This window comes from Halomonas aestuarii (assembly GCF_001886615.1).
Lineage (GTDB): Bacteria > Pseudomonadota > Gammaproteobacteria > Pseudomonadales > Halomonadaceae > Halomonas > Halomonas aestuarii.
Genome location: NZ_CP018139.1, coordinates 2,481,983 through 2,499,475, shown reverse-complemented (window position 1 = coordinate 2,499,475; position 17,493 = coordinate 2,481,983). Strand labels below are relative to the sequence as shown.

The window sequence follows — 17,493 nt, the reverse complement described above, 5'->3', positions numbered from 1 at the left end:
TCGACCCCGGAAGCCCCATTCACCGACCCCGGAATCCCCCGACATGACATCGGAACGTCACCGCCAGGCCGCGCTGGCTGCCATGCCCATCCTCTTCGTCGCGCTGTGGAGCACCGGCTTTATCGGTGCCAAGTTCGGCCTGCCTCATGCCGAACCCTTCACCTTCCTGTTCGTGCGCTGCGTGCTGACCCTGACGCTGCTGGTGCCGCTGACCCTGCTGATGCGGGCGGACTGGCCGCGGGGCGCCGGGCTGTGGGGACACATCGCGGTCTCGGGCCTGCTCGTCCACGGCGCCTACCTGGGGGGCGTCTTCTATGGCATCTACCAGGGCATGCCGGCGGGACTGGCGGCCCTGCTGGTGGGGCTCCAGCCGCTGCTGACCGCGGCGCTTGCCGGCCCGCTGCTGGGTGAGCGACTGGGCGCCGTTCAATGGCTGGGGCTGGTGATGGGCCTGGCCGGCATCGCCCTGGTGCTGGGTGGCAAGCTCGACCCGGGCGAGACGCTGTTCCAGGGCTTCGGGATCGGCGCCCTGGTCAGCGTGATGGTGGCCCTGGCCGGCATCTCGCTGGGCACCCTCTACCAGAAGCGCTACTGCACCGGCATGCCGCTGCTCGGCGGCACCGTGGTGCAGTATCTCGCCACCGGGACACTGATGGGGTTGGGTGCCCTGCTGTTCGAGACGCGGGAGATCGAGTGGACCACCACCTTCGTGCTGACCCTGGGGTGGCTGGTGCTGGTGCTGTCGATCAGCGCCATCCTGCTGCTGATGGCCCTGATCCGGCGCGGGGAGGCCTCGCGGGTGGCGAGCCTCTTCTACCTGGTCCCGCCGGTGACCGCCCTGGAGGCATGGTGGCTGTTCGACGAGCGCCTGCCGCCCCTGTCGCTGGCCGGCATGGCCATCGCCATCGCCGGGGTGGTGCTGGTGGTGAAGAGCCGGTCGGGAGGCGCTCAGAGCCGTTCGAGGTAGGCGGGGCCGCCGAGGTTGCGCATCTGCTGGCGGATCCAGACGCTGCGTCGCTCCACCAGGGGGCCGGGGCGCGCCGCATCGCGGCCGCGGGGATCGGGCAGGATGGCCGCCAGGCGGCTGGCCTGGGCCTCGGTCAGCCGGTCGGCGGAGACGCCGAAGTAGTGGCGAGCGGCGGCCTCGAGGCCGAACACCCCCGTGTCCCACTCGACGATGTTGAGGTAGACCTCGAGGATGCGCTGCTTGGGCCAGGCCACCTCGATCAGCAGGGTGAACCAGGCCTCGAGCCCCTTGCGGACCCAGCTGCGGCCGGTCCAAAGGAAGAGGTTCTTGGCGGTCTGCTGGCTGATGGTGCTGGCCCCGCGCAGGCGCCCCCCGTTGAGGCTGGTCTCCCAGGCGCGGCGCATCTGCTCGAAGTCGAAGCCGTGATGACGCGGGAAGCGCTGGTCCTCGGCGGCGATCACCGCCAGCTTGGCCTGGTCGGAGAGCTGCTCCCAGGGGCGCCACTGGTGGCGGATATCGAGGGACTCCCCGGCGATCCACGACTGCACCTTGCGCTCCACCATCACCATGGAGCCGAAGACCGGGACCACGCGCAGCACCAGCACCAGCACCACCGAGCACGCCACGAAGCCGAGCACGGTGCGCCAGAGCACCCGCCAGGCCCGCTGCTGCCACTCCCTCATTGCGCGTCTCGCTCGGCCATGGGCTCCCCTCACCGTTCCGTGAATGCCCGCCAGTATAACGAGACTGCCTCCCCGAAGGGAGGCAGCTTGTCAGCCTGGCACGCGCCTGCGAGCGCTCAGCGCTTCTTCAGTCGCTCGGCGTGGTAGCGCAGGTGCTCTTCGATGAAGGTGGCGATGAAGTAGTAGCTGTGGTCATAGCCGGGCTGGCGCCGCAGGGTCAGCGGATGGTCATGCTCGGCGCACACGGCCTCGAGGCGCTCGGGACAGAGCTGCTGCTCGAGGAAGTCGTCGGCCTCGCCCTGGTCGATGAACAGCGGCTGGCTCGAGGCGCCGCGAGCCACCAGCTCGCAGGCATCGTACTGGGTCCAGAGCCCGCGGTCTTCCCCCAGGTAGCCGGAAAAGGCCTTCTGCCCCCAGGGGGTCTCGCTGGGATTGACGATGGGCGCGAAGGCCGACACCGCCCGGTAGTGGCCGGGGCGGCGCAGCGCCAGGATCAGGGCTCCGTGCCCGCCCATGGAGTGGCCGCTGATCGACTCGCGGCCGTTGACCGGGAAGTGCTGACGCACCACCGAGGGCAGCTCCTCGGCCACGTAGTCGTACATGCGGTAGTGCTGCTTCCAGGGCTCCCGGGTGGCATTGACGTAGAAGCCCGCGCCGCTGCCGAAGTCATAGCTGTCGTCCTCACCGGGCAGGTCGGTGCCCCGGGGGCTGGTGTCCGGGCAGACGATGGCGATGCCGAGCTCCGCCGCCACCCGGTGTGCCCCGGCCTTCTGCATGAAGTTCTCGTCGGTGCAGGTCAGGCCGGACAGCCACCACATCAGCGGCACCCGCCCGGACTCCGCCTGGGGCGGCAGATAGATGCCGAAGGTCATCTCGCAGTCCAGCGCCCGGGAACGGTGGCGATAGCGCTTGTGCCAGCCACCGAAGCTCTTGTTGGCCGAGACCAGCTCTAGGTGTTCGGTCATGGTCATGGGTCAGGCTCCTGATGGCTCAGTAGTGGAGGACGGTGCGGATGCTCTCGCCACGATGCAGCAGCTCGAAGGCCTCGTTGATCTTCTCGAAGGGCATGTCGTGGGTGATGAAGTCGTCGATGTTGATCTCGCCCTTCATGTAGCGGTCGACGTAGCCCGGCAGCTCGGTGCGGCCCTTCACGCCGCCGAAGGCGGACCCCTTCCAGACCCGGCCGGTGACCAGCTGGAACGGCCGCGTGGAGATCTCCTCGCCGGCCCCGGCCACGCCGATGATCACCGACTCGCCCCAGCCCTTGTGGCAGCACTCGAGCGCCTGGCGCATGACGTTGACGTTGCCGATGCACTCGAAGGAGTAGTCGACGCCGCCGTCGGTCAGGTCGATGACCACCTGCTGGATGGGGTCGGCATGGTCCTTGGGGTTGATGAAGTCGGTGGCACCGAACTGCTCGGCCAGCTTGAACTTCTCGGGATTGACGTCGATGGCGATGATGCGGCTGGCCTTGGCCATCACCGCGCCCTGGATCACCGCCAGGCCGATCGCCCCGAGCCCGAAGACGGCGACCGTGGCGCCGGGCTCCACCTTGGCGGTGTTCATCACCGCGCCGATCCCGGTGGTCACGCCGCAGCCGAGCAGGCAGATCTTGTCCATCGGGGCCTCCTTGGAGACCACCGCCAGCGACACCTCGGGCAGCACCGTGTACTCGCTGAAGGTGGAGGTGCCCATGTAGTGATGCAGCTTCTTGCCCTCCAGCGAGAAGCGCGAGGTCCCGTCGGGCATCACGCCCTTGCCCTGGGTGGCGCGCACCGAGCTGCACAGGTTGGTCTTGCCCGAGAGGCAGAACTTGCACTGGCCGCACTCGGCGGTATAGAGCGGGATGACGTGGTCACCGGGACGCACGCTGGTCACGCCGGGCCCCACTTCCTGGACGACGCCGGCGCCCTCGTGGCCCAGCACCGCCGGGAAGTTGCCTTCCGGGTCGGCGCCGGAGAGGGTGTAGGCATCCGTGTGGCAGACGCTGGTAGCGGCCATGCGCACCAGCACCTCGCCGGCCTTCGGGCCCTCGACGTCGATCTCGGTGAGCTCCAGGGGCTTGCCGGCTTCCATGGCGACCGCGGCACGTGACTTCATGGCATCTTCCTCGTTGGGTGTGTGGTGAGTCTGACGACAGTCTAGGCAATTCGTCCCATCCGGATAAACTGCATCAAATGCAGAACATTATTGTCACACAGCAACAATCCTGCCGGGAGGAGCCGTCATGCAGCGCTGGGATCGGGTCGAGGCCTTCATCGAGGTGGTCCGCCTGGGGACCTTCGCGGCCGCCGCGCGCCGGCTTCGGGTCTCCAGCTCCCACGTCAGCCGCCTGGTAAGCCAGCTCGAGAACCAGCTGGGCACCACCCTGCTCTACCGGACCACGCGCCGGATCCGTCTCACCGAGGCCGGCACCGTCTACTACCAGCACTGCCACCACCTGTTCGACGGCTTCCGCGAGGCCGAGGCCGCCGTGAAGGACCTCCAGGCCCGCCCCAGCGGCACCCTGAGCCTGACCTCGGCCACCACCTTCGGGGAGCGCTTCGTGGCGCCCCTGGTCAACGACTTCCAGTGCCGGCACCCGCAGCTCGGGGTCCGGCTGCACCTGACCAACCGCCAGGTCGACCTGATCGACGAGGGCTTCGACATCGCCATCCGCATGGGCCACCTCGAGGACTCCTCGATGATCGCCCGTCGGCTCTGCGAGCGCCGCGAGCATGTGGTCGGCTCCCCGGCCTACTTCACCCGTCGGCCCCAGCCCCACGCCCTCTCCGAGCTCGCCCACCATCGCTGCCTGGTGGGCTCGCGGGACCACTGGCGCTTCGCGGTGGACGGCGTGCGGCGTGAGGTGCGGGTCGAGGGCCCCTGGGAGAGCAACTCGGGGCCGGCGCTGCTGGATGCCGCCCTCAAGGGCCTGGGGCTGGCCCAGTTGCCCGACTACTACGTGGACCCCCACCTGGCCAGCGGCGAGCTGGTCTCGGTGCTCGACGCCTACCGCCACGACGACAGCGCGGTCTGGGCCGTCACCCCGCGACACCGCCATCGCTCCCCCAAGATCCGCCAGTTCATCGACTTCCTGGCCGAGCATCTCCCCGCCCAGCTGCCGGGGCGTCGCTGAGGGCAACAGAACGACTCCAGAACGACACAGGGCGCCCCTCGGGGCGCCCTGTGTCGACGTGGCCTCTCGGCCCTACTTGAAGTTCTTGCGCACCAGCTTGCCGATCTCGCCGACGATGCCGCTGCGAAAGCTCAGCACGCAGATCACGAAGATCGCGCCGAGGATCACGCTCACCCAGTTGCCCAGGGGCGACTGCGCCAGCTGGGTCTGGAGGCTGACCACCAGGCCGGCGCCCACCACGGGGCCGAACAGCGTGCCCACCCCGCCCAGCAGGGTCATCAGGATCACCTCGCCGGACATGTGCCAGTGGGCGTCGGTCAGCGAGGCCAGCTGGAACACCACCGTCTTGGTGGACCCCGCCAGGCCCGCGAGCCCCGCGGAGATCACGAAGGCCACCAGCTTGTAGGCGTCCACGTTGTAGCCTAGCGAGACCGCCCGAGGCTCGTTCTCGCGGATCGCCTTGAGCACCTGGCCGAAGGGCGAGTGCACGGTGCGCTGGATGATGGCGAAGCCGATCACGAAGACCGCCAGCACGAAGTAGTACATCGGCAGGTTGTCGGAGAGGCTGATCAGCCCGAAGAGCTCCCCGCGCGGCACGCCGTGCAGGCCGTCCTCGCCGCCGGTGAAGGGCGCCTGGATGAAGAAGAAGAACATCATCTGGGCCAGCGCCAGGGTCACCATGGCGAAGTAGATGCCCTGGCGACGGATCGACAGCACGCCGAAGAAGGTGCCCAGTACCACCGCCGCGAGGGTGCCGATCAGGATGCCGGCCTCCGGCGTCAGGCCCGGGTAGCTCGAGAGCATGATGCCGGTGAAGTAGCCCCCGGTGGCCAGGAAGGCCGCATGGCCGAAGGAGAGCAGCCCGGCATAGCCCAGCAGCAGGTTGAAGGCGCAGGCGAACAGCGCGAAGCACAGCACCTTCATCAGGAACACCGGGTAGATGGCGAGCGGTGCCACCAGGGCCAGCGCCATCAGGACGAGATAGAGCATGTTGCGCCGCATCCGCGCGTTGCGCTGGCGCTGCATGGCGGGGGTGAGGTGTTGGGTCGTGGCCATCACGTCATGCCTCCTTGCCGAAGAGTCCCGCGGGGCGTAGCAGCAGCACCAGGATCATCACCAGGAAGATCACGGTGTTGGCCGCCTCGGGGTAGTAGACCTTGGTGAGGCCCTCGATCAGGCCCATGGCCAGCCCGGTGAGGACCGCACCGAGGATGGAACCCATGCCGCCGATCACCACCACCGCGAAGACCACGATCAGCAGGCTCGAGCCCATGGTCGGCGATACCGGGTAGAGCGGGGCCGCGAGGACGCCGGCGAAGGCGGCCAGCGCCACGCCGAACCCGTAGGTCAGGGTGATCAGTTGCGGCACGTTGACGCCGAAGGCCTGCATCAGGGCCGGGTTCTCGGTGCCGGCACGCAGGTAGGCCCCGAGCCGGGTACGCTCGATGACGAACCAGGTGCCCACGCAGACCACCAGCGCCGCCACCAGCACCCAGGCGCGATAGGTCGGCAGGAACATGAAGCCGAGGTTCAGGCCACCCAGGAGCGCCTCGGGCGTCGGGTAGCTCGACCCGGACACCCCGAAGATGTTGATCAACGTCCCTTCCAGGATCAGCGCCAGGCCATAGGTGAGCAGCAGCCCATAGAGATGGTCGAGGTGGGCGATGCGCCGCAGGACCAGGCGCTCGATCACCACCCCCAGGGCCCCCACCACCAGTGGTACCAGCAGCAGTGCGGCCCAGTAGTTGATGCCCAGGTACTCCAGGGCCAGCATCGCCGCGAAGGCTCCCAGCATGTACTGGGCCCCGTGGGCGAAGTTGATGATCTTCAACAGCCCGAAGATCACCGCCAGCCCCAGGCTGAGCAGAGCATAGAAGGCGCCGTTGATCAGGCCCAGCATCAGCTGGCCCATGAACACCGCCAACGGCACCCCGAAAATCATCGTCATGTCACGGTCCTCCCGTCAGAGGGGCGACGGCCGAGGCCGCCGCCCTGTCTGGCCCTGCTCAGTTCTGGACCAGCTTGCACTGGCTCTCGGAGAGCGGGCGGTAGGCCTCGTCGGCGGGGATGGTGCTCTTGATCGTGTAGAGGTCCCACTCGCCGGTGGACTCGTCCGGGGACTTCACCTCGGCGAGGTACATGTCGTGGACCATGCGACCGTCCTCGCGGATGTAGCCGTTGCGGGAGAAGAAGTCCTCGACGGGGGTCGCGGCCATCTGGGCGCGGACCGCCTGGGACTCGTCGGTGTCCGCTTCGTCCACGGCGTTCAGGTAGTGCATGGTGCTGGAGTAGACACCGGCCTGGACCATGGTCGGCATACTGCCCACGCGCTCGAAGTAGCGCTCGGCCCACTCGCGGGACTGCTCGTCCATGTCCCAGTACCAGCCGGTGGTGAGCAGCAGCCCCTGGGTGGACTCGAGTCCCATGGCGTGGACGTCATTGAGGAAGATCAGCAGGCCGGCGAGCTGCTGGCCGGACTGCACCAGCCCGAACTGGCTGGCGGTCTTGATGGCGTTGACGGTATCGGAGCCGGCGTTGGCCAGGCCGACGATCTTCGCCCCGGAGCCCTGGGCCTGCAGGATGTAGGAGGAGAAGTCGCTGGTCGGGAAGGGGTGGCGCACGCCGCCGACGATCTCGCCGCCGTTCTCCTCCACCACCTTGGTGACGTCGGCCTCCAGGGCATGGCCGAAGGCGTAGTCGGCGGTGAGCATGAACCAGGTATCGCCCCCCTGGTCGACGACGGCCTTGGCGGTGCCGTTGGCCAGCGGATAGGTATCGTAGACCCAGTGGATGTGGTTGGGGGTGCAGTGCTCGTTGGTGATGCTCGAGGCCGCGGAACCGGAGATGATCGCCAGGCCACCCGCCTCTTCCAGCAGCTTGCTCACGGCGATGGAGACCGAGGAGGCCACCATGCCGGCGACGAGGTCGACGCTCTCCTGGTCGATCCAGCCGCGCACGGTGTTGGCACCGACGTCGGCGCTGTTGCGGTCATCGGCGCTGAAGACCTCGATCGGCACGCCGTTGACCTCGCCGCCGAAGTCCTCGACGGCCATCTTCAGCGCCTCGAGGCCGCCCGGACCGGCCAGGTCGCGATAGGTGCCGGACATGTCGGCGAGGTAGCCGATGCGCAGTTCGTCGTCGCTCATCTGTGCCTGGGCGCTGCTGGCGACCAGGGTGGCGGCGGCAAGGGCGATGCTGCTGGCGAGGGTCTTCCTGTTGAAGGTCATGTTCATCTCCGTGGCCCCGGGGGGCTGTTTGTTGTTGTCGATGCAGGTGCGTTGCGGTGCATGGACCGAGGGCGGGACGGCGCGGCCGTCACACCCCCAGCAGGGAGTTTAGGTGCTCGCGCCGCGAGGGAAGCTCGGCGGCACTGATCTCTTCGATGATACGGCCGTGCTCCATCACGAAGTGACGGTCGGCCAGGGGGGCGGCGAAGCGGAAGTTCTGCTCCACCAGCACGATGGTCATGCCCCGTTCCTTGAGCTTGACCAACACCTCGCCCAGCGTCTGGACGATGACCGGCGCCAGCCCCTCGGTGATCTCGTCGAGCAGCAGCATCCGGGCCCCGGTCCGCAGGATGCGGGCCATGGCCAGCATCTGCTGCTCGCCGCCCGAGAGGCGGGTGCCCTGACTGCGGCGACGCTCGTAGAGATTGGGGAACATCGCATAGATTTCGTCGATCCCCATGCCGCCGCTGCGCACCGTGGGGGGCAGCAGCAGGTTCTCCTCGACGTCGAGGCTGGCGAAGATGCCGCGTTCCTCGGGGCAGTAGCCTACGCCGAGCCGCGGGATGCGGTGCGGCTTCATGGCCAGGGTCTCGGTGCCGTTGATGACGATGGACCCGGTGCGCTGGCCGACCATGTTCATGATCGACTTGAGGGTGGTGCTGCGTCCGGCGCCGTTGCGGCCCAGCAGGGTCACCAGTTCGCCGCGCTTCACGTCGAAGTCGACGCCGTGCAGGATGTGCGACTCGCCGTAGAAGGCGTGCAGGTCGCTGACCCGCAGCATCTCGGCGCCGTCGCGGTCCTGGAATTCGGCGAGCGTCTCTGCTGCCTGGCTCATGCGCTGGCCTCCTCTTCCGCCGCGGCATCGCTGCCCATGTAGGCCTCCCGGACCTGCGGGTCACGGGAGACGGCCTCGTAGTCGCCCTCGGCCAGCACGCTGCCGCGGGCCAGCACAGTGATGCGGTCGCACAGGCGGCTGACCACGCTGAGGTTGTGCTCCACCATCAGCACGGTGCGGCCCTTCGAGACCCGCCGGATCAGCTCGACGATGCGGTCCACGTCCTCGGCGCCCATGCCCTGGGTCGGCTCGTCGAGCAGCATCAGGGTGGGATCCAGCGCCAGGGTGGTCGCCACCTCCAGCGCCCGCTTGCGCCCGTAGGGCATCTCCACGGTGAGCACGTCGGCATAGTCCCGCAGGCCGACCTCGTCGAGCAGTTCGAGGGCTCGGTCGTTGAGGTGCTCGAGGCTGCGCTCGGACTTCCAGAAGTGGAAGGAGGTACCGAGGCGACGCTGCAGCGCCACCCGCACGTTCTCCATGGCGGTCATATGGGCGAATACCGCCGAGATCTGGAAGGAGCGCACCAGCCCCAGCCGCGCGATCTCGTTGGCCTTCATGCCGGTGATCGGCTTGCCGCGATACAGGATCTCGCCGCGGGTGGGCGGAAGGAACTTGGTCAGCAGGTTGAAGACGGTGGTCTTGCCGGCCCCATTGGGGCCGATCAAGGCATGGATATGCCCTTCCCGGACCTGCAGGTTGACGTCGTCCACGGCGGTGAAGCCACGGAACTCCTTGGTCAACCCGCGAGTTTCCAGTATGAACTCCTGGGTCATGTTTCGTCCTCTCTGGATCGCTGGCGCGATCCGCCGTTGATGCTGTTGTCGTTGTTGTCGGCCGTTGTCGTTGTTCTGGCGCGGTGCCGGCAGCGAGGGCCCGTGTTGCAATTATCAGGCAGCCCCGGAGAACACTCTGCACTTTACGTTAACGTAAACTAGATGAGAGGCGACGCCAGGGCAACAGGAGAAGGACGGAACTCGACCAATGGTGTAGACGCCCGCGCTATCAATAGCTTGCAAACGATATCGGACGAACACGTGCGACAAAAAAAAGCGCGATGCCCCGCCGGGACATCGCGCCTGCGCTGCCCGGCGGCCCGACCGACCGCCGGCTCGGGACGTCGTCAGCATTCGATGGCATTGACGGCCAGACCGCCGCGGGACGTCTCCTTGTACTTGTCCTGCATGTCGGCGCCGGTGTCGCGCATGGTACGGATCGCCTTGTCCAGCGAGATGAAGTGTTCGCCATCGCCCCCCAGCGCCATCTGGGCGGCGTTGATCGCCTTGACCGAGGCGATGGCGTTGCGCTCGATGCAGGGCACCTGCACCAGGCCGCCCACCGGGTCGCAGGTGAGCCCCAGGTTGTGCTCGAGGCCGATCTCGGCGGCATTCTCCACCTGCCCCACGGTGCCGCCCATGACCTCGGTGAGCCCCGCGGCCGCCATGGCGCAGGCCGAGCCCACCTCGCCCTGACAGCCCACCTCGGCGCCGGAGATAGAGGCGTTCTTCTTGCACAGGATGCCCACGGCGCCGGCGGTCAGCAGGAAGTCCACGACGTTGTGCTCGCAGGCATCGGACTGGAACTTCATGTAGTAGTGCAGCACCGCCGGGATGATGCCCGCCGCCCCGTTGGTGGGCGCGGTGACCATCCGCCCGCCGGCGGCATTCTCCTCGTTGACGGCCAGGGCGAAGACATTGACCCAGTCCATCGCCGAGAAGGTAGAGGCGATCAGGCCTTGATTTCCGTCCGTGGCCTTCAGTCGACGGTGCAGGGTCGCCGCACGGCGCCTGACCTCGAGCCCGCCGGGCAAGATACCCTCGGCGGCCAGCCCCTGGTCGACGCACGCCTGCATCGCCTCCCAGATGCGCCAGAGGCCGGCGCGGACCTCGGCCTCGCTGCGCCAGGCCTTCTCGTTCTCCATCATCAGTTCGCTGATGCGCAGGCCATGCAGCCGGCACAGCGCCATCAGCTCGGCGCCGCTGTTGAAATCGTAGGGCAGCGCCGTGGTGTCGCAGTCGAGCTCGCCCCGGGCCGCCTGGTCGGCATCGATCACGAAGCCCCCCCCCACCGAGTAGTAGGTGTTGCGGTAGAGCTCCTCGGCGTGGCCATGGGCCACCAGGGTCATGGCGTTGGGGTGGTAGTCGAGGCTCTCGTCGTGCCACTGCAGGTCCCGGGTCCACAGGAAGGGAATCGCCAGGCGGCCGTCGAGCAGCAGGGCCCGGGATTCCAGCAGTTCCTCGATGCACGGCGAGACGATGGCCGGGTCGATCTGCTCCGGGCGCTCGCCCATCAGGCCCATGATGATGGCCCGGTCGGTGCCGTGGCCCTTGCCGGTGGCGGAGAGGGAGCCGTGCAGGTGAACCTCGACCCGGGCCACGCGCTCCAGCAGCTCGCGGCGCTTGAGCGCCTGCACGAAGTCGTGGGCGGCCTGCATGGGGCCGACGGTGTGGGAGCTGGACGGGCCGATGCCGATCTTGAACAGGTCGAAGACGCTGATTGCCATGGGGATGCCTCGTGTCGGGGGCCGGCGCGTGCCGGCATCAAGGGTCGGGGCTGCCGGGCTGACGTCGATGCGTCAGTCAGGCTAAAGCCACTCGACGCTTGCCGAGAGTTTTCCTCATCATGGCGGCGATCCATCGCCCCGGCAATCGAGAATATCTCGCGCATGGTATAGAATTTCTAAACCATGAGCCGTCTCCTGAATGCCCAGACCCACGCCTGGATGAAGGTCTTCGCCGTCAGCGCCCGTCACCTGTCCTTCACGCGGGCGGCCGAGGAACTGCACGTGACCACCGGCGCGGTGAGCCAGCAGATCAAGCAACTCGAGCAGCGACTGGGGTTCAGGCTGTTCCGCCGACTGCCGCGCCGGCTGGAACTGACCGAGGAGGGGCGGCGCCTGGCGTCGGTGGTGGACGAGGCCTACCAGGCGGTGGGGCTCGAGGTCAGGCGGCTGCAAAGCGGGGTGATGAGCGGGGTGATCCGGCTGCGCTCGGTGCCCTCCTTCCTGCACAAGTGGCTGATGCCGCGCCTGCCCCGGCTGCAGGCGCGCTTTCCCGACATCGAACTGCACGTCACCGCCGAGGACAGCAGCGTCTCGCTGCGCGACGGCGACTTCGACCTGGCCCTGGACCTCAACGATGGGCACACCCCCGGGCTCTCCATCACGCCGCTGATGGAGGAGCGGATCTTCCCGGTCTGCGCCCCCGCCCTGCTCCGCGGACGACCGCCCCTGCGCCATCCGGCCGACCTGGCCTGGTATCCGCTGCTGCACGACGTCACGGCCTGGCGCGGCAGCCATGAGCACGCCGAGTGGGAGCGCTACCTCGACGCCATCGAGGCTCCCCCTCTCAACCTGCGCCGGGGCTATACCTTCAACCGCAACCACCTGACCATGGAGGCGGCCATCGCCGGCATGGGGGTGGCCATCGCCCGCCAGACCCTGATCCGGGGAGAGCTGGGCAGCGGCGCCCTGATCGCCCCCTTCGCCCAGCGCGTGCCGACCGGCATGCGCTACGGCATCGTCCACGCGCCGGGCGCACTGGACGACCGCCGGGTGGCCGCGGTGCACGACTGGATCGTCGAGGAGGCGCGGCGCGCCCCGGACGGGCCGGGCGAGTAGGCATGCCGCGGACAGCGACGTTAGAATGAAGGTTACCTGGATGTCATGCTGGAACGGACTCACGATGTCACCCCGCCCCACCCACGCGCGCCCGCAGCCGATCGGCTTCGCCGCCACCTGCCTGAGGGCCAGCCTCTATATCCTGCTGGTGGCCGGCATCGCCCAGGGCATCTACTTGGAGGCCCTCTACCTGCCCAGCTCCCACTTCTCGGAATGGGGCTTCACCGAACTGGCCCAGACCGCCCTGCTGGCAGCCTCGACACTCCTGCTGCTCTACGTCAGGGTCGTGCTTCGTGAGCTGCCGCAGGTGAGCCTGCTGCTGCTCGCCCTGATGACGAGCTCCCTGGTGCGCGAGCAGGACGCCCTGCTGGATGCCCGCGTCTTCGACGGCGCCTGGCAGCTGCTGGTGGCGCTGATCATCCTGCCGATCCTCCATGGCGTGATCCGCCGCCGCCGCGCATTCGCGGCAGAGTTCGCGGGCTTCGCCAACAGCTTCTCCTTCGGCCTTTTCGCCGCGGGCTTTCTGACCACCTACGTCTTCTCGCGACTCTATGGCCGCAGCGAGATGTGGCAGGTGATCCTCCGCGAGGACTATGTGCGCACCTTCAAGAATGCCGCCGAGGAAGTGGTGGAGCTGTTCGGCTATGCGCTGATCCTGATCGCCATGGTCGAACTGGCCCTGCTGGCGCGCCACTGGCATCGCGCCCACGGCTGAGCGGGGCTGCTCCGGAAGACGCCACCCCGCAAACGACGACGCCCGCAGCCATGGGCTGCGGGCGTCGTCTGCGGGAGCGCGCCGGCGACTACTCGTCGAGGAAGGAGCGCAGCGGTTCGGAGCGGCTGGGGTGACGCAGCTTGCGCAGCGCCTTCGCCTCGATCTGGCGGATCCGCTCGCGGGTGACATCGAACTGCTTGCCGACCTCCTCGAGGGTGTGGTCGGTGTTCATGTCGATGCCGAAGCGCATGCGCAGCACCTTCGCCTCGCGGGCGGTCAGGCCGCCGAGCACGTTGCGCGTGGCCTCGATCAGCCCCTCGCCGGTCGCCGAGTCGATGGGCAGCAGGATCGTGCCGTCCTCGATGAAGTCCCCCAGGTGCGAGTCGTCATCGTCACCGATGGGCGTCTCCATGGAGATCGGCTCCTTGGCGATCTTGAGCACCTTGCGGACCTTGTCCTCCGGCATCTCGAGACGCTCACCGAGCTCCTCGGGCGTCGGCTCGCGACCCATCTCCTGAAGCATCTGCCGCGAGACGCGGTTGAGCTTGTTGATGGTCTCGATCATGTGCACCGGGATGCGGATGGTGCGGGCCTGGTCGGCGATCGAGCGGGTGATCGCCTGGCGGATCCACCAGGTGGCGTAGGTCGAGAACTTGTAGCCGCGACGGTATTCGAACTTGTCCACGGCCTTCATCAGGCCGATGTTGCCCTCCTGGATCAGGTCCAGGAACTGCAGGCCACGGTTGGTGTACTTCTTGGCGATGGAGATCACCAGGCGCAGGTTGGCCTCGACCATCTCCTTCTTGGCCCGGCGGGCCTTGGCCTCGCCGATGGAGAGGCGACGGTTGACCTCCTTGATCTCGGTCACCGGCAGCTGGATCATCTCCTCCTCGAAGGCGATCTTGCGCTGGGAGCGATGGATGTCGCCCCGCAGCGGCTCCAGCCGCGCTGCATACTTCGAGTTGGCCTCGGCGAACTCGTCGAGCCACTCGAGACGCGACTCGCTGCCCGGGAAGGCCTTGATGAAGGTCTTGCGCGGCACCTTGGCCTTCTTCACGCACAGCTGCATGATCGCCTTTTCCTGGGCGCGCACCTGCTCCACGCTGATGCGCACCTGGCCCACCAGCCGCTCGAAGTGCTTGGGCACCAGCTTGATCGGCGAGAACAGCTGCGCCAGGCGTGCCAGCTCCTCCTGGGCCTCCTTCGAGGCGCGACCATGGGCCTCGATGGCCGCCTGGGCCGCGGCGTTCAGCTCGCGGATCTGCTCGAAGCGGGCGCGCGCCTCCTCGGGGTCGGGACCGCCGACGCTCTCTTCCTCCGCCTCGGTATCGTCGTCGTCTTCATCGCCCTCGGACTCGTCCCGGGGCTCCTCCTCGGGCACTTCCGCCTCGGCCACGCCGGGGATCCCCTCATCGGGGTCGATGAAGCCGGAGAACAGATCGGAGAGGCGGCCCGGGGCCTCCTCGTCCTGGGTCGCGTCATAGGCGTCGAGGATGGAGTCGACGGCACCGGGCAGGTAGGCCAGGGCGGACATCACCTCACGGGTGCCCTCCTCGATCCGCTTGGCGATCTCGATCTCGCCCTCGCGGGTCAGCAGCTCGACGGTCCCCATCTCGCGCATGTACATGCGCACGGGATCGGTGGTGCGGCCGACGTCGCTCTCCACGGCGGCGAGCGCGGCCACGGCCTCTTCGGCCGCCGACTCGTCGGTGGAGTGATCCGACATCATCAGGGTGTCTTCATCGGGGGCTTCCTCGACGACGCTGATGCCCATGTCGTTGATCATGCCGATGATGTCTTCCACCTGATCCGGGTCGGCGATATCCTCGGGAAGGTGGTCGTTGACCTCGGCATAGGTCAGGAAGCCCTGTTCCTTGCCGCGCGCGATCAACTCCTTCAGACGTGACTGCTGCTGCGCATTTCCAGCCATAGAAACCCTATCTCGACGAAGAAGAATGAAGCACCTGAAGTACTGAGGCGGTGAAAACTCGATAAGCCGGACAGTATAGCGGGTAAGACCACTTTCCTGCCAGTTTGATGTGTTTGCGCGGTCATTCAGGTGTGTTAGGTTGTGAGGTTGCGCCTCTCGAAGGCACCTTCCTCGTATGTGGTGATGACGGCAGGAAATTCAACCCCACTGCCGGATTTCCCGGGCTCAAAGCGGCTCCCGTTTCATCCCTTCAGCTCGGCCAGCAGCACCATCAGTCGCTGCCGGTCCTCCTGGGAGAGCCGCTCTCCCCTCTGCTGCTTGGACAGCAGGGCATCGACTTCCTCCTGACGCGAGGGCCTCAGCCGGTGCCGTCGGAAATGCTCGACCAGCCCGTCCAGTTCGGCGGCCCGCGCCCCGGCCGGAATCAGCAGCTCACGACGCGCCAGCGTGGCCAGCCGCTCTCCCTCGGGCGTGCCGTGGAAGTGGGCAAGCAGCACCTGGGCACTGCGGTAGCGACCGGCCCGCAGGAGCCGCTCCACCTCGCGGCAAAGCCGCGCTTCCGGGTCCGCCTCGGGATACCAGTCGGCCTCCACGGGCAGGCGCTCCACCAGGCGCGGCTCGTGCACCAGCAGCTGCAGGACGCGCCCCATCAGGCTCAGGGACTGGCGCCCCCTGCCGTGGCCCGGCTCGGGGCGTGACACCGGCTCTTCGACGGACTCGGCCTCCGGCCCCCGCTGCTCGTTCTCCGGCGCCTCGCGGGGCGTGACGAGAGCCTCGAAGCGCGACTGATCGACGCCGGTACGCCGCGAGAGTTCCCCCAGCAGCAGGGACTTCAGCACGCCCTCCGGCAACTGGCGGATGGCCGCCAGGACCTGGCTGGCGAAACGCTCCCGCGCCTCGATGGTGGCCAGGTCGCGCCCCTCGGCCGCGTGATCGAAGAGGAACTCCGACAGGGGGCTCGCGCAGGTGATGCGATCCTCGAAGGCCTCCGGCCCCTCGCGGCGCACCAGCGTATCCGGGTCCTCGCCCTCGGGCAGGAACATGAACCGCGCCTGGCGCCCGTCGATCATCTGCGGCAGCACCGTCTCCAGGGCCCGGGTGGCGGCCTGGCGCCCGGCGCGGTCGCCGTCGAAACAGAACACCACCTCGCTGACCATGCGGAACAGCCGACTCAGGTGCTCCTCGCTGGTCGAGGTGCCCAGGGTGGCCACGGCGTTGCGGATCCCGAACTGGGCCAGCGCCACCACGTCCATGTAGCCCTCGACGATCACCACCCGCTCGAGCCGCGGGTTGGCCTGGCGAGCCTCGAAGAGACCGTAGAGCTCGCACCCCTTGTGGAACACCGGCGTCTCGGGCGAATTGAGGTACTTGGGCTTGGCATCGCCCAGCACGCGCCCGCCGAAGGCGATGGTGCGCCCGCGGACGTCGCGGATCGGGAACATCACCCGGTCGCGGAACCGGTCATAGGTCCTGCCGCTCTCCTCGTGCTGGATCAGCAGGCCGTACTCGATCTGCACCGCCTCGGCGATGCCGCGCTCCGACAGGTGGCGCTTGAGCGCCTCCCAGCCGGCCGGGGCGCAGCCGATGCCGAAGGTCTGCTGGACCTCGGGCGACAGCCCTCGGTCGGCCAGGTACCGGCGGGCGGCCTCCCCTTCCGGCATCTTCAGCCGCTCCCGATAGAAGCTGGCCGACAGCTCCAGCAGGTTGACCCCCTCCTTGCGCTTGCGCTCGCGGGCCTGAGCCCGCGGGTCGTCGGCGCCCTCGCGGGGCACCTCCATGCCGAGTCGCCCGGCCAGTTGCTCCACGGCCTCGGGGAAGCGCAGCTTGTCGTACTCCATCAGGAATCGCAGGGCATTGCCGTGGGCCCCGCAGCCGAAGCAGTGATAGAACTGCTTGTCGGCGCTGACGGTGAACGACGGCGACTTCTCCTGATGGAAGGGGCAGAGCCCCGAATGATTGCGGCCGGCCTTCTTCAGCTTCACGCGCTCGCCGACGACCTCGACCACGTCGACACGGGCCAGGAGGTCATCGATGAAGCGCTGGGGGATCTGACCGGACATGGGGGCAACCTGCGGGCAGCGGGAAGGAGACGTCGAAAAACAAGCGGCCACCGTTAGGCGGCCGCTTGGCGTCCCTCTTGAGACGGCTGGGGCCAGGGGCCCTCACCGACTCCAGTACGGATCAATAGAGCCGTTCGAAACGCTTGCGCTCACGCTGAAGCTTCTTGGCATGACGCTTGACGGCCGCGGCCGCCTTGCGCTTGCGCTCTGCGGTCGGCTTCTCGTACTGCTCGCGACGACGCACTTCCGAGAGGACACCGGCCTTTTCACAGGAACGCTTGAAGCGACGCAGCGCGACGTCAAACGGCTCGTTATCACGTACTTTGACAGAAGGCATTAAGC

Annotated in this window: 16 protein-coding genes; 4 read left to right on the top strand and 12 right to left on the bottom strand. The window is 67.8% G+C overall.

All coding sequences use genetic code 11. The features are described from left to right. Nucleotides 1-43 precede the first annotated feature (43 nt). Nucleotides 44-967: a DMT family transporter gene (locus BOX17_RS11650; RefSeq protein ID WP_071944724.1), complete on the top strand. Its 924-nt coding sequence runs from the start codon at nt 44-46 to the stop codon at nt 965-967. On the opposite strand, the gene mtgA is transcribed toward BOX17_RS11650, so the two are convergent. The 3 genes from mtgA to BOX17_RS11635 all read right to left on the bottom strand — a co-directional run bounded on the left by mtgA (nt 949) and on the right by BOX17_RS11635 (nt 3,750). Beyond that, nucleotides 949-1,650, bottom strand: coding sequence for a monofunctional biosynthetic peptidoglycan transglycosylase (gene mtgA / locus BOX17_RS11645; RefSeq protein ID WP_071944722.1), 702 nt, complete (start codon nt 1,648-1,650; stop codon nt 949-951). The genes BOX17_RS11650 and mtgA overlap by 19 nt on opposite strands. Before the next feature lie 116 nt (nt 1,651-1,766). Next, nucleotides 1,767-2,621 (bottom strand): S-formylglutathione hydrolase, encoded by an 855-nt coding sequence (fghA, locus tag BOX17_RS11640; RefSeq protein ID WP_071944720.1) that lies wholly within the window; start codon nt 2,619-2,621, stop codon nt 1,767-1,769. Between the two features lie 19 nt (nt 2,622-2,640). Beyond that, nucleotides 2,641-3,750 carry an S-(hydroxymethyl)glutathione dehydrogenase/class III alcohol dehydrogenase gene (locus BOX17_RS11635; RefSeq protein ID WP_071944718.1) on the bottom strand — a complete coding sequence of 370 codons (1,110 nt, stop codon included), beginning with the start codon at nt 3,748-3,750 and terminating at the stop codon, nt 2,641-2,643. Between the two features lie 127 nt (nt 3,751-3,877). Between BOX17_RS11635 and BOX17_RS11630 the strand changes: the two genes are divergently transcribed. After that, nucleotides 3,878-4,768: a LysR family transcriptional regulator gene (locus BOX17_RS11630; RefSeq protein WP_071944716.1), complete on the top strand. Its 891-nt coding sequence runs from the start codon at nt 3,878-3,880 to the stop codon at nt 4,766-4,768. A gap of 72 nt (nt 4,769-4,840) precedes the next feature. Here BOX17_RS11630 and BOX17_RS11625 read toward each other — a convergent pair whose 3' ends face one another. The 6 genes from BOX17_RS11625 to BOX17_RS11600 form a co-directional block, all read right to left on the bottom strand. Next, nucleotides 4,841-5,824, bottom strand: coding sequence for a branched-chain amino acid ABC transporter permease (locus tag BOX17_RS11625; RefSeq protein ID WP_071946841.1), 984 nt, complete (start codon nt 5,822-5,824; stop codon nt 4,841-4,843). A gap of 4 nt (nt 5,825-5,828) precedes the next feature. Then, nucleotides 5,829-6,716: a branched-chain amino acid ABC transporter permease gene (locus BOX17_RS11620; RefSeq protein WP_071944715.1), complete on the bottom strand. Its 888-nt coding sequence runs from the start codon at nt 6,714-6,716 to the stop codon at nt 5,829-5,831. Between the two features lie 58 nt (nt 6,717-6,774). Continuing rightward, nucleotides 6,775-7,995: an ABC transporter substrate-binding protein gene (locus BOX17_RS11615; protein ID WP_071944713.1), complete on the bottom strand. Its 1,221-nt coding sequence runs from the start codon at nt 7,993-7,995 to the stop codon at nt 6,775-6,777. Nucleotides 7,996-8,083: 88 nt separating this feature from the next. Next, nucleotides 8,084-8,830, bottom strand: a complete 747-nt coding sequence (locus BOX17_RS11610) for an ABC transporter ATP-binding protein (protein WP_071944711.1) — start codon at nt 8,828-8,830, stop codon at nt 8,084-8,086. Then, nucleotides 8,827-9,603, bottom strand: a complete 777-nt coding sequence (locus tag BOX17_RS11605) for an ABC transporter ATP-binding protein (RefSeq protein WP_071944709.1) — start codon at nt 9,601-9,603, stop codon at nt 8,827-8,829. Before BOX17_RS11605 ends, BOX17_RS11610 begins: the two co-directional genes overlap by 4 nt. Nucleotides 9,604-9,950: 347 nt before the next feature. Further along, a complete protein-coding gene (locus BOX17_RS11600; RefSeq protein ID WP_071944708.1) occupies nt 9,951-11,330 on the bottom strand; it encodes an L-serine ammonia-lyase in 1,380 nt (459 codons plus the stop codon). Between the two features lie 183 nt (nt 11,331-11,513). Here BOX17_RS11600 and BOX17_RS11595 point away from each other — a divergent pair, with 183 nt between their 5' ends. Beyond that, nucleotides 11,514-12,446 carry a LysR substrate-binding domain-containing protein gene (locus tag BOX17_RS11595; protein WP_071944706.1) on the top strand — a complete coding sequence of 311 codons (933 nt, stop codon included), beginning with the start codon at nt 11,514-11,516 and terminating at the stop codon, nt 12,444-12,446. 64 nt (nt 12,447-12,510) lie between these two features. Continuing rightward, on the top strand, nt 12,511-13,161 hold the full coding sequence (locus BOX17_RS11590) for a hypothetical protein (RefSeq protein WP_071944704.1): 651 nt from the start codon (nt 12,511-12,513) through the stop codon (nt 13,159-13,161). Between the two features lie 88 nt (nt 13,162-13,249). Here the strand turns inward: BOX17_RS11590 and rpoD are convergent, their stop codons facing one another. From rpoD to rpsU, 3 genes are all read right to left on the bottom strand, one after another. After that, entirely contained in the window at nt 13,250-15,091 is a 1,842-nt protein-coding gene (rpoD, locus tag BOX17_RS11585) for an RNA polymerase sigma factor RpoD (RefSeq protein ID WP_071944702.1), read from the bottom strand. Between the two features lie 242 nt (nt 15,092-15,333). Next, a complete protein-coding gene (gene dnaG, locus BOX17_RS11580) occupies nt 15,334-17,151 on the bottom strand; it encodes a DNA primase (RefSeq protein WP_071944700.1) in 1,818 nt (605 codons plus the stop codon). A gap of 121 nt (nt 17,152-17,272) precedes the next feature. Further along, the gene (rpsU, locus tag BOX17_RS11575) at nt 17,273-17,488 is read right to left on the bottom strand and encodes a 30S ribosomal protein S21 (protein WP_013333229.1); all 216 of its coding nucleotides are present in this window, start codon (nt 17,486-17,488) and stop codon (nt 17,273-17,275) included. Nucleotides 17,489-17,493: the final 5 nt, after the last annotated feature.

Coding starts and splice junctions, on each gene's coding strand:
- BOX17_RS11605 (WP_071944709.1), bottom strand. CDS start 9,603: ATGACCCAGGAGTTCATACTGGAAACTCGCGGGTTGACCAAGGAGTTC.
- BOX17_RS11595 (WP_071944706.1), top strand. CDS start 11,514: ATGAGCCGTCTCCTGAATGCCCAGACCCACGCCTGGATGAAGGTCTTC.
- BOX17_RS11600 (WP_071944708.1), bottom strand. CDS start 11,330: ATGGCAATCAGCGTCTTCGACCTGTTCAAGATCGGCATCGGCCCGTCC.
- BOX17_RS11610 (WP_071944711.1), bottom strand. CDS start 8,830: ATGAGCCAGGCAGCAGAGACGCTCGCCGAATTCCAGGACCGCGACGGC.
- BOX17_RS11650 (WP_071944724.1), top strand. CDS start 44: ATGACATCGGAACGTCACCGCCAGGCCGCGCTGGCTGCCATGCCCATC.
- BOX17_RS11615 (WP_071944713.1), bottom strand. CDS start 7,995: ATGACCTTCAACAGGAAGACCCTCGCCAGCAGCATCGCCCTTGCCGCC.
- fghA (WP_071944720.1), bottom strand. CDS start 2,621: ATGACCATGACCGAACACCTAGAGCTGGTCTCGGCCAACAAGAGCTTC.
- rpoD (WP_071944702.1), bottom strand. CDS start 15,091: ATGGCTGGAAATGCGCAGCAGCAGTCACGTCTGAAGGAGTTGATCGCG.
- BOX17_RS11630 (WP_071944716.1), top strand. CDS start 3,878: ATGCAGCGCTGGGATCGGGTCGAGGCCTTCATCGAGGTGGTCCGCCTG.
- BOX17_RS11635 (WP_071944718.1), bottom strand. CDS start 3,750: ATGAAGTCACGTGCCGCGGTCGCCATGGAAGCCGGCAAGCCCCTGGAG.
- rpsU (WP_013333229.1), bottom strand. CDS start 17,488: ATGCCTTCTGTCAAAGTACGTGATAACGAGCCGTTTGACGTCGCGCTG.
- dnaG (WP_071944700.1), bottom strand. CDS start 17,151: ATGTCCGGTCAGATCCCCCAGCGCTTCATCGATGACCTCCTGGCCCGT.
- BOX17_RS11590 (WP_071944704.1), top strand. CDS start 12,511: ATGTCACCCCGCCCCACCCACGCGCGCCCGCAGCCGATCGGCTTCGCC.
- BOX17_RS11620 (WP_071944715.1), bottom strand. CDS start 6,716: ATGACGATGATTTTCGGGGTGCCGTTGGCGGTGTTCATGGGCCAGCTG.
- BOX17_RS11625 (WP_071946841.1), bottom strand. CDS start 5,824: ATGGCCACGACCCAACACCTCACCCCCGCCATGCAGCGCCAGCGCAAC.
- mtgA (WP_071944722.1), bottom strand. CDS start 1,650: ATGAGGGAGTGGCAGCAGCGGGCCTGGCGGGTGCTCTGGCGCACCGTG.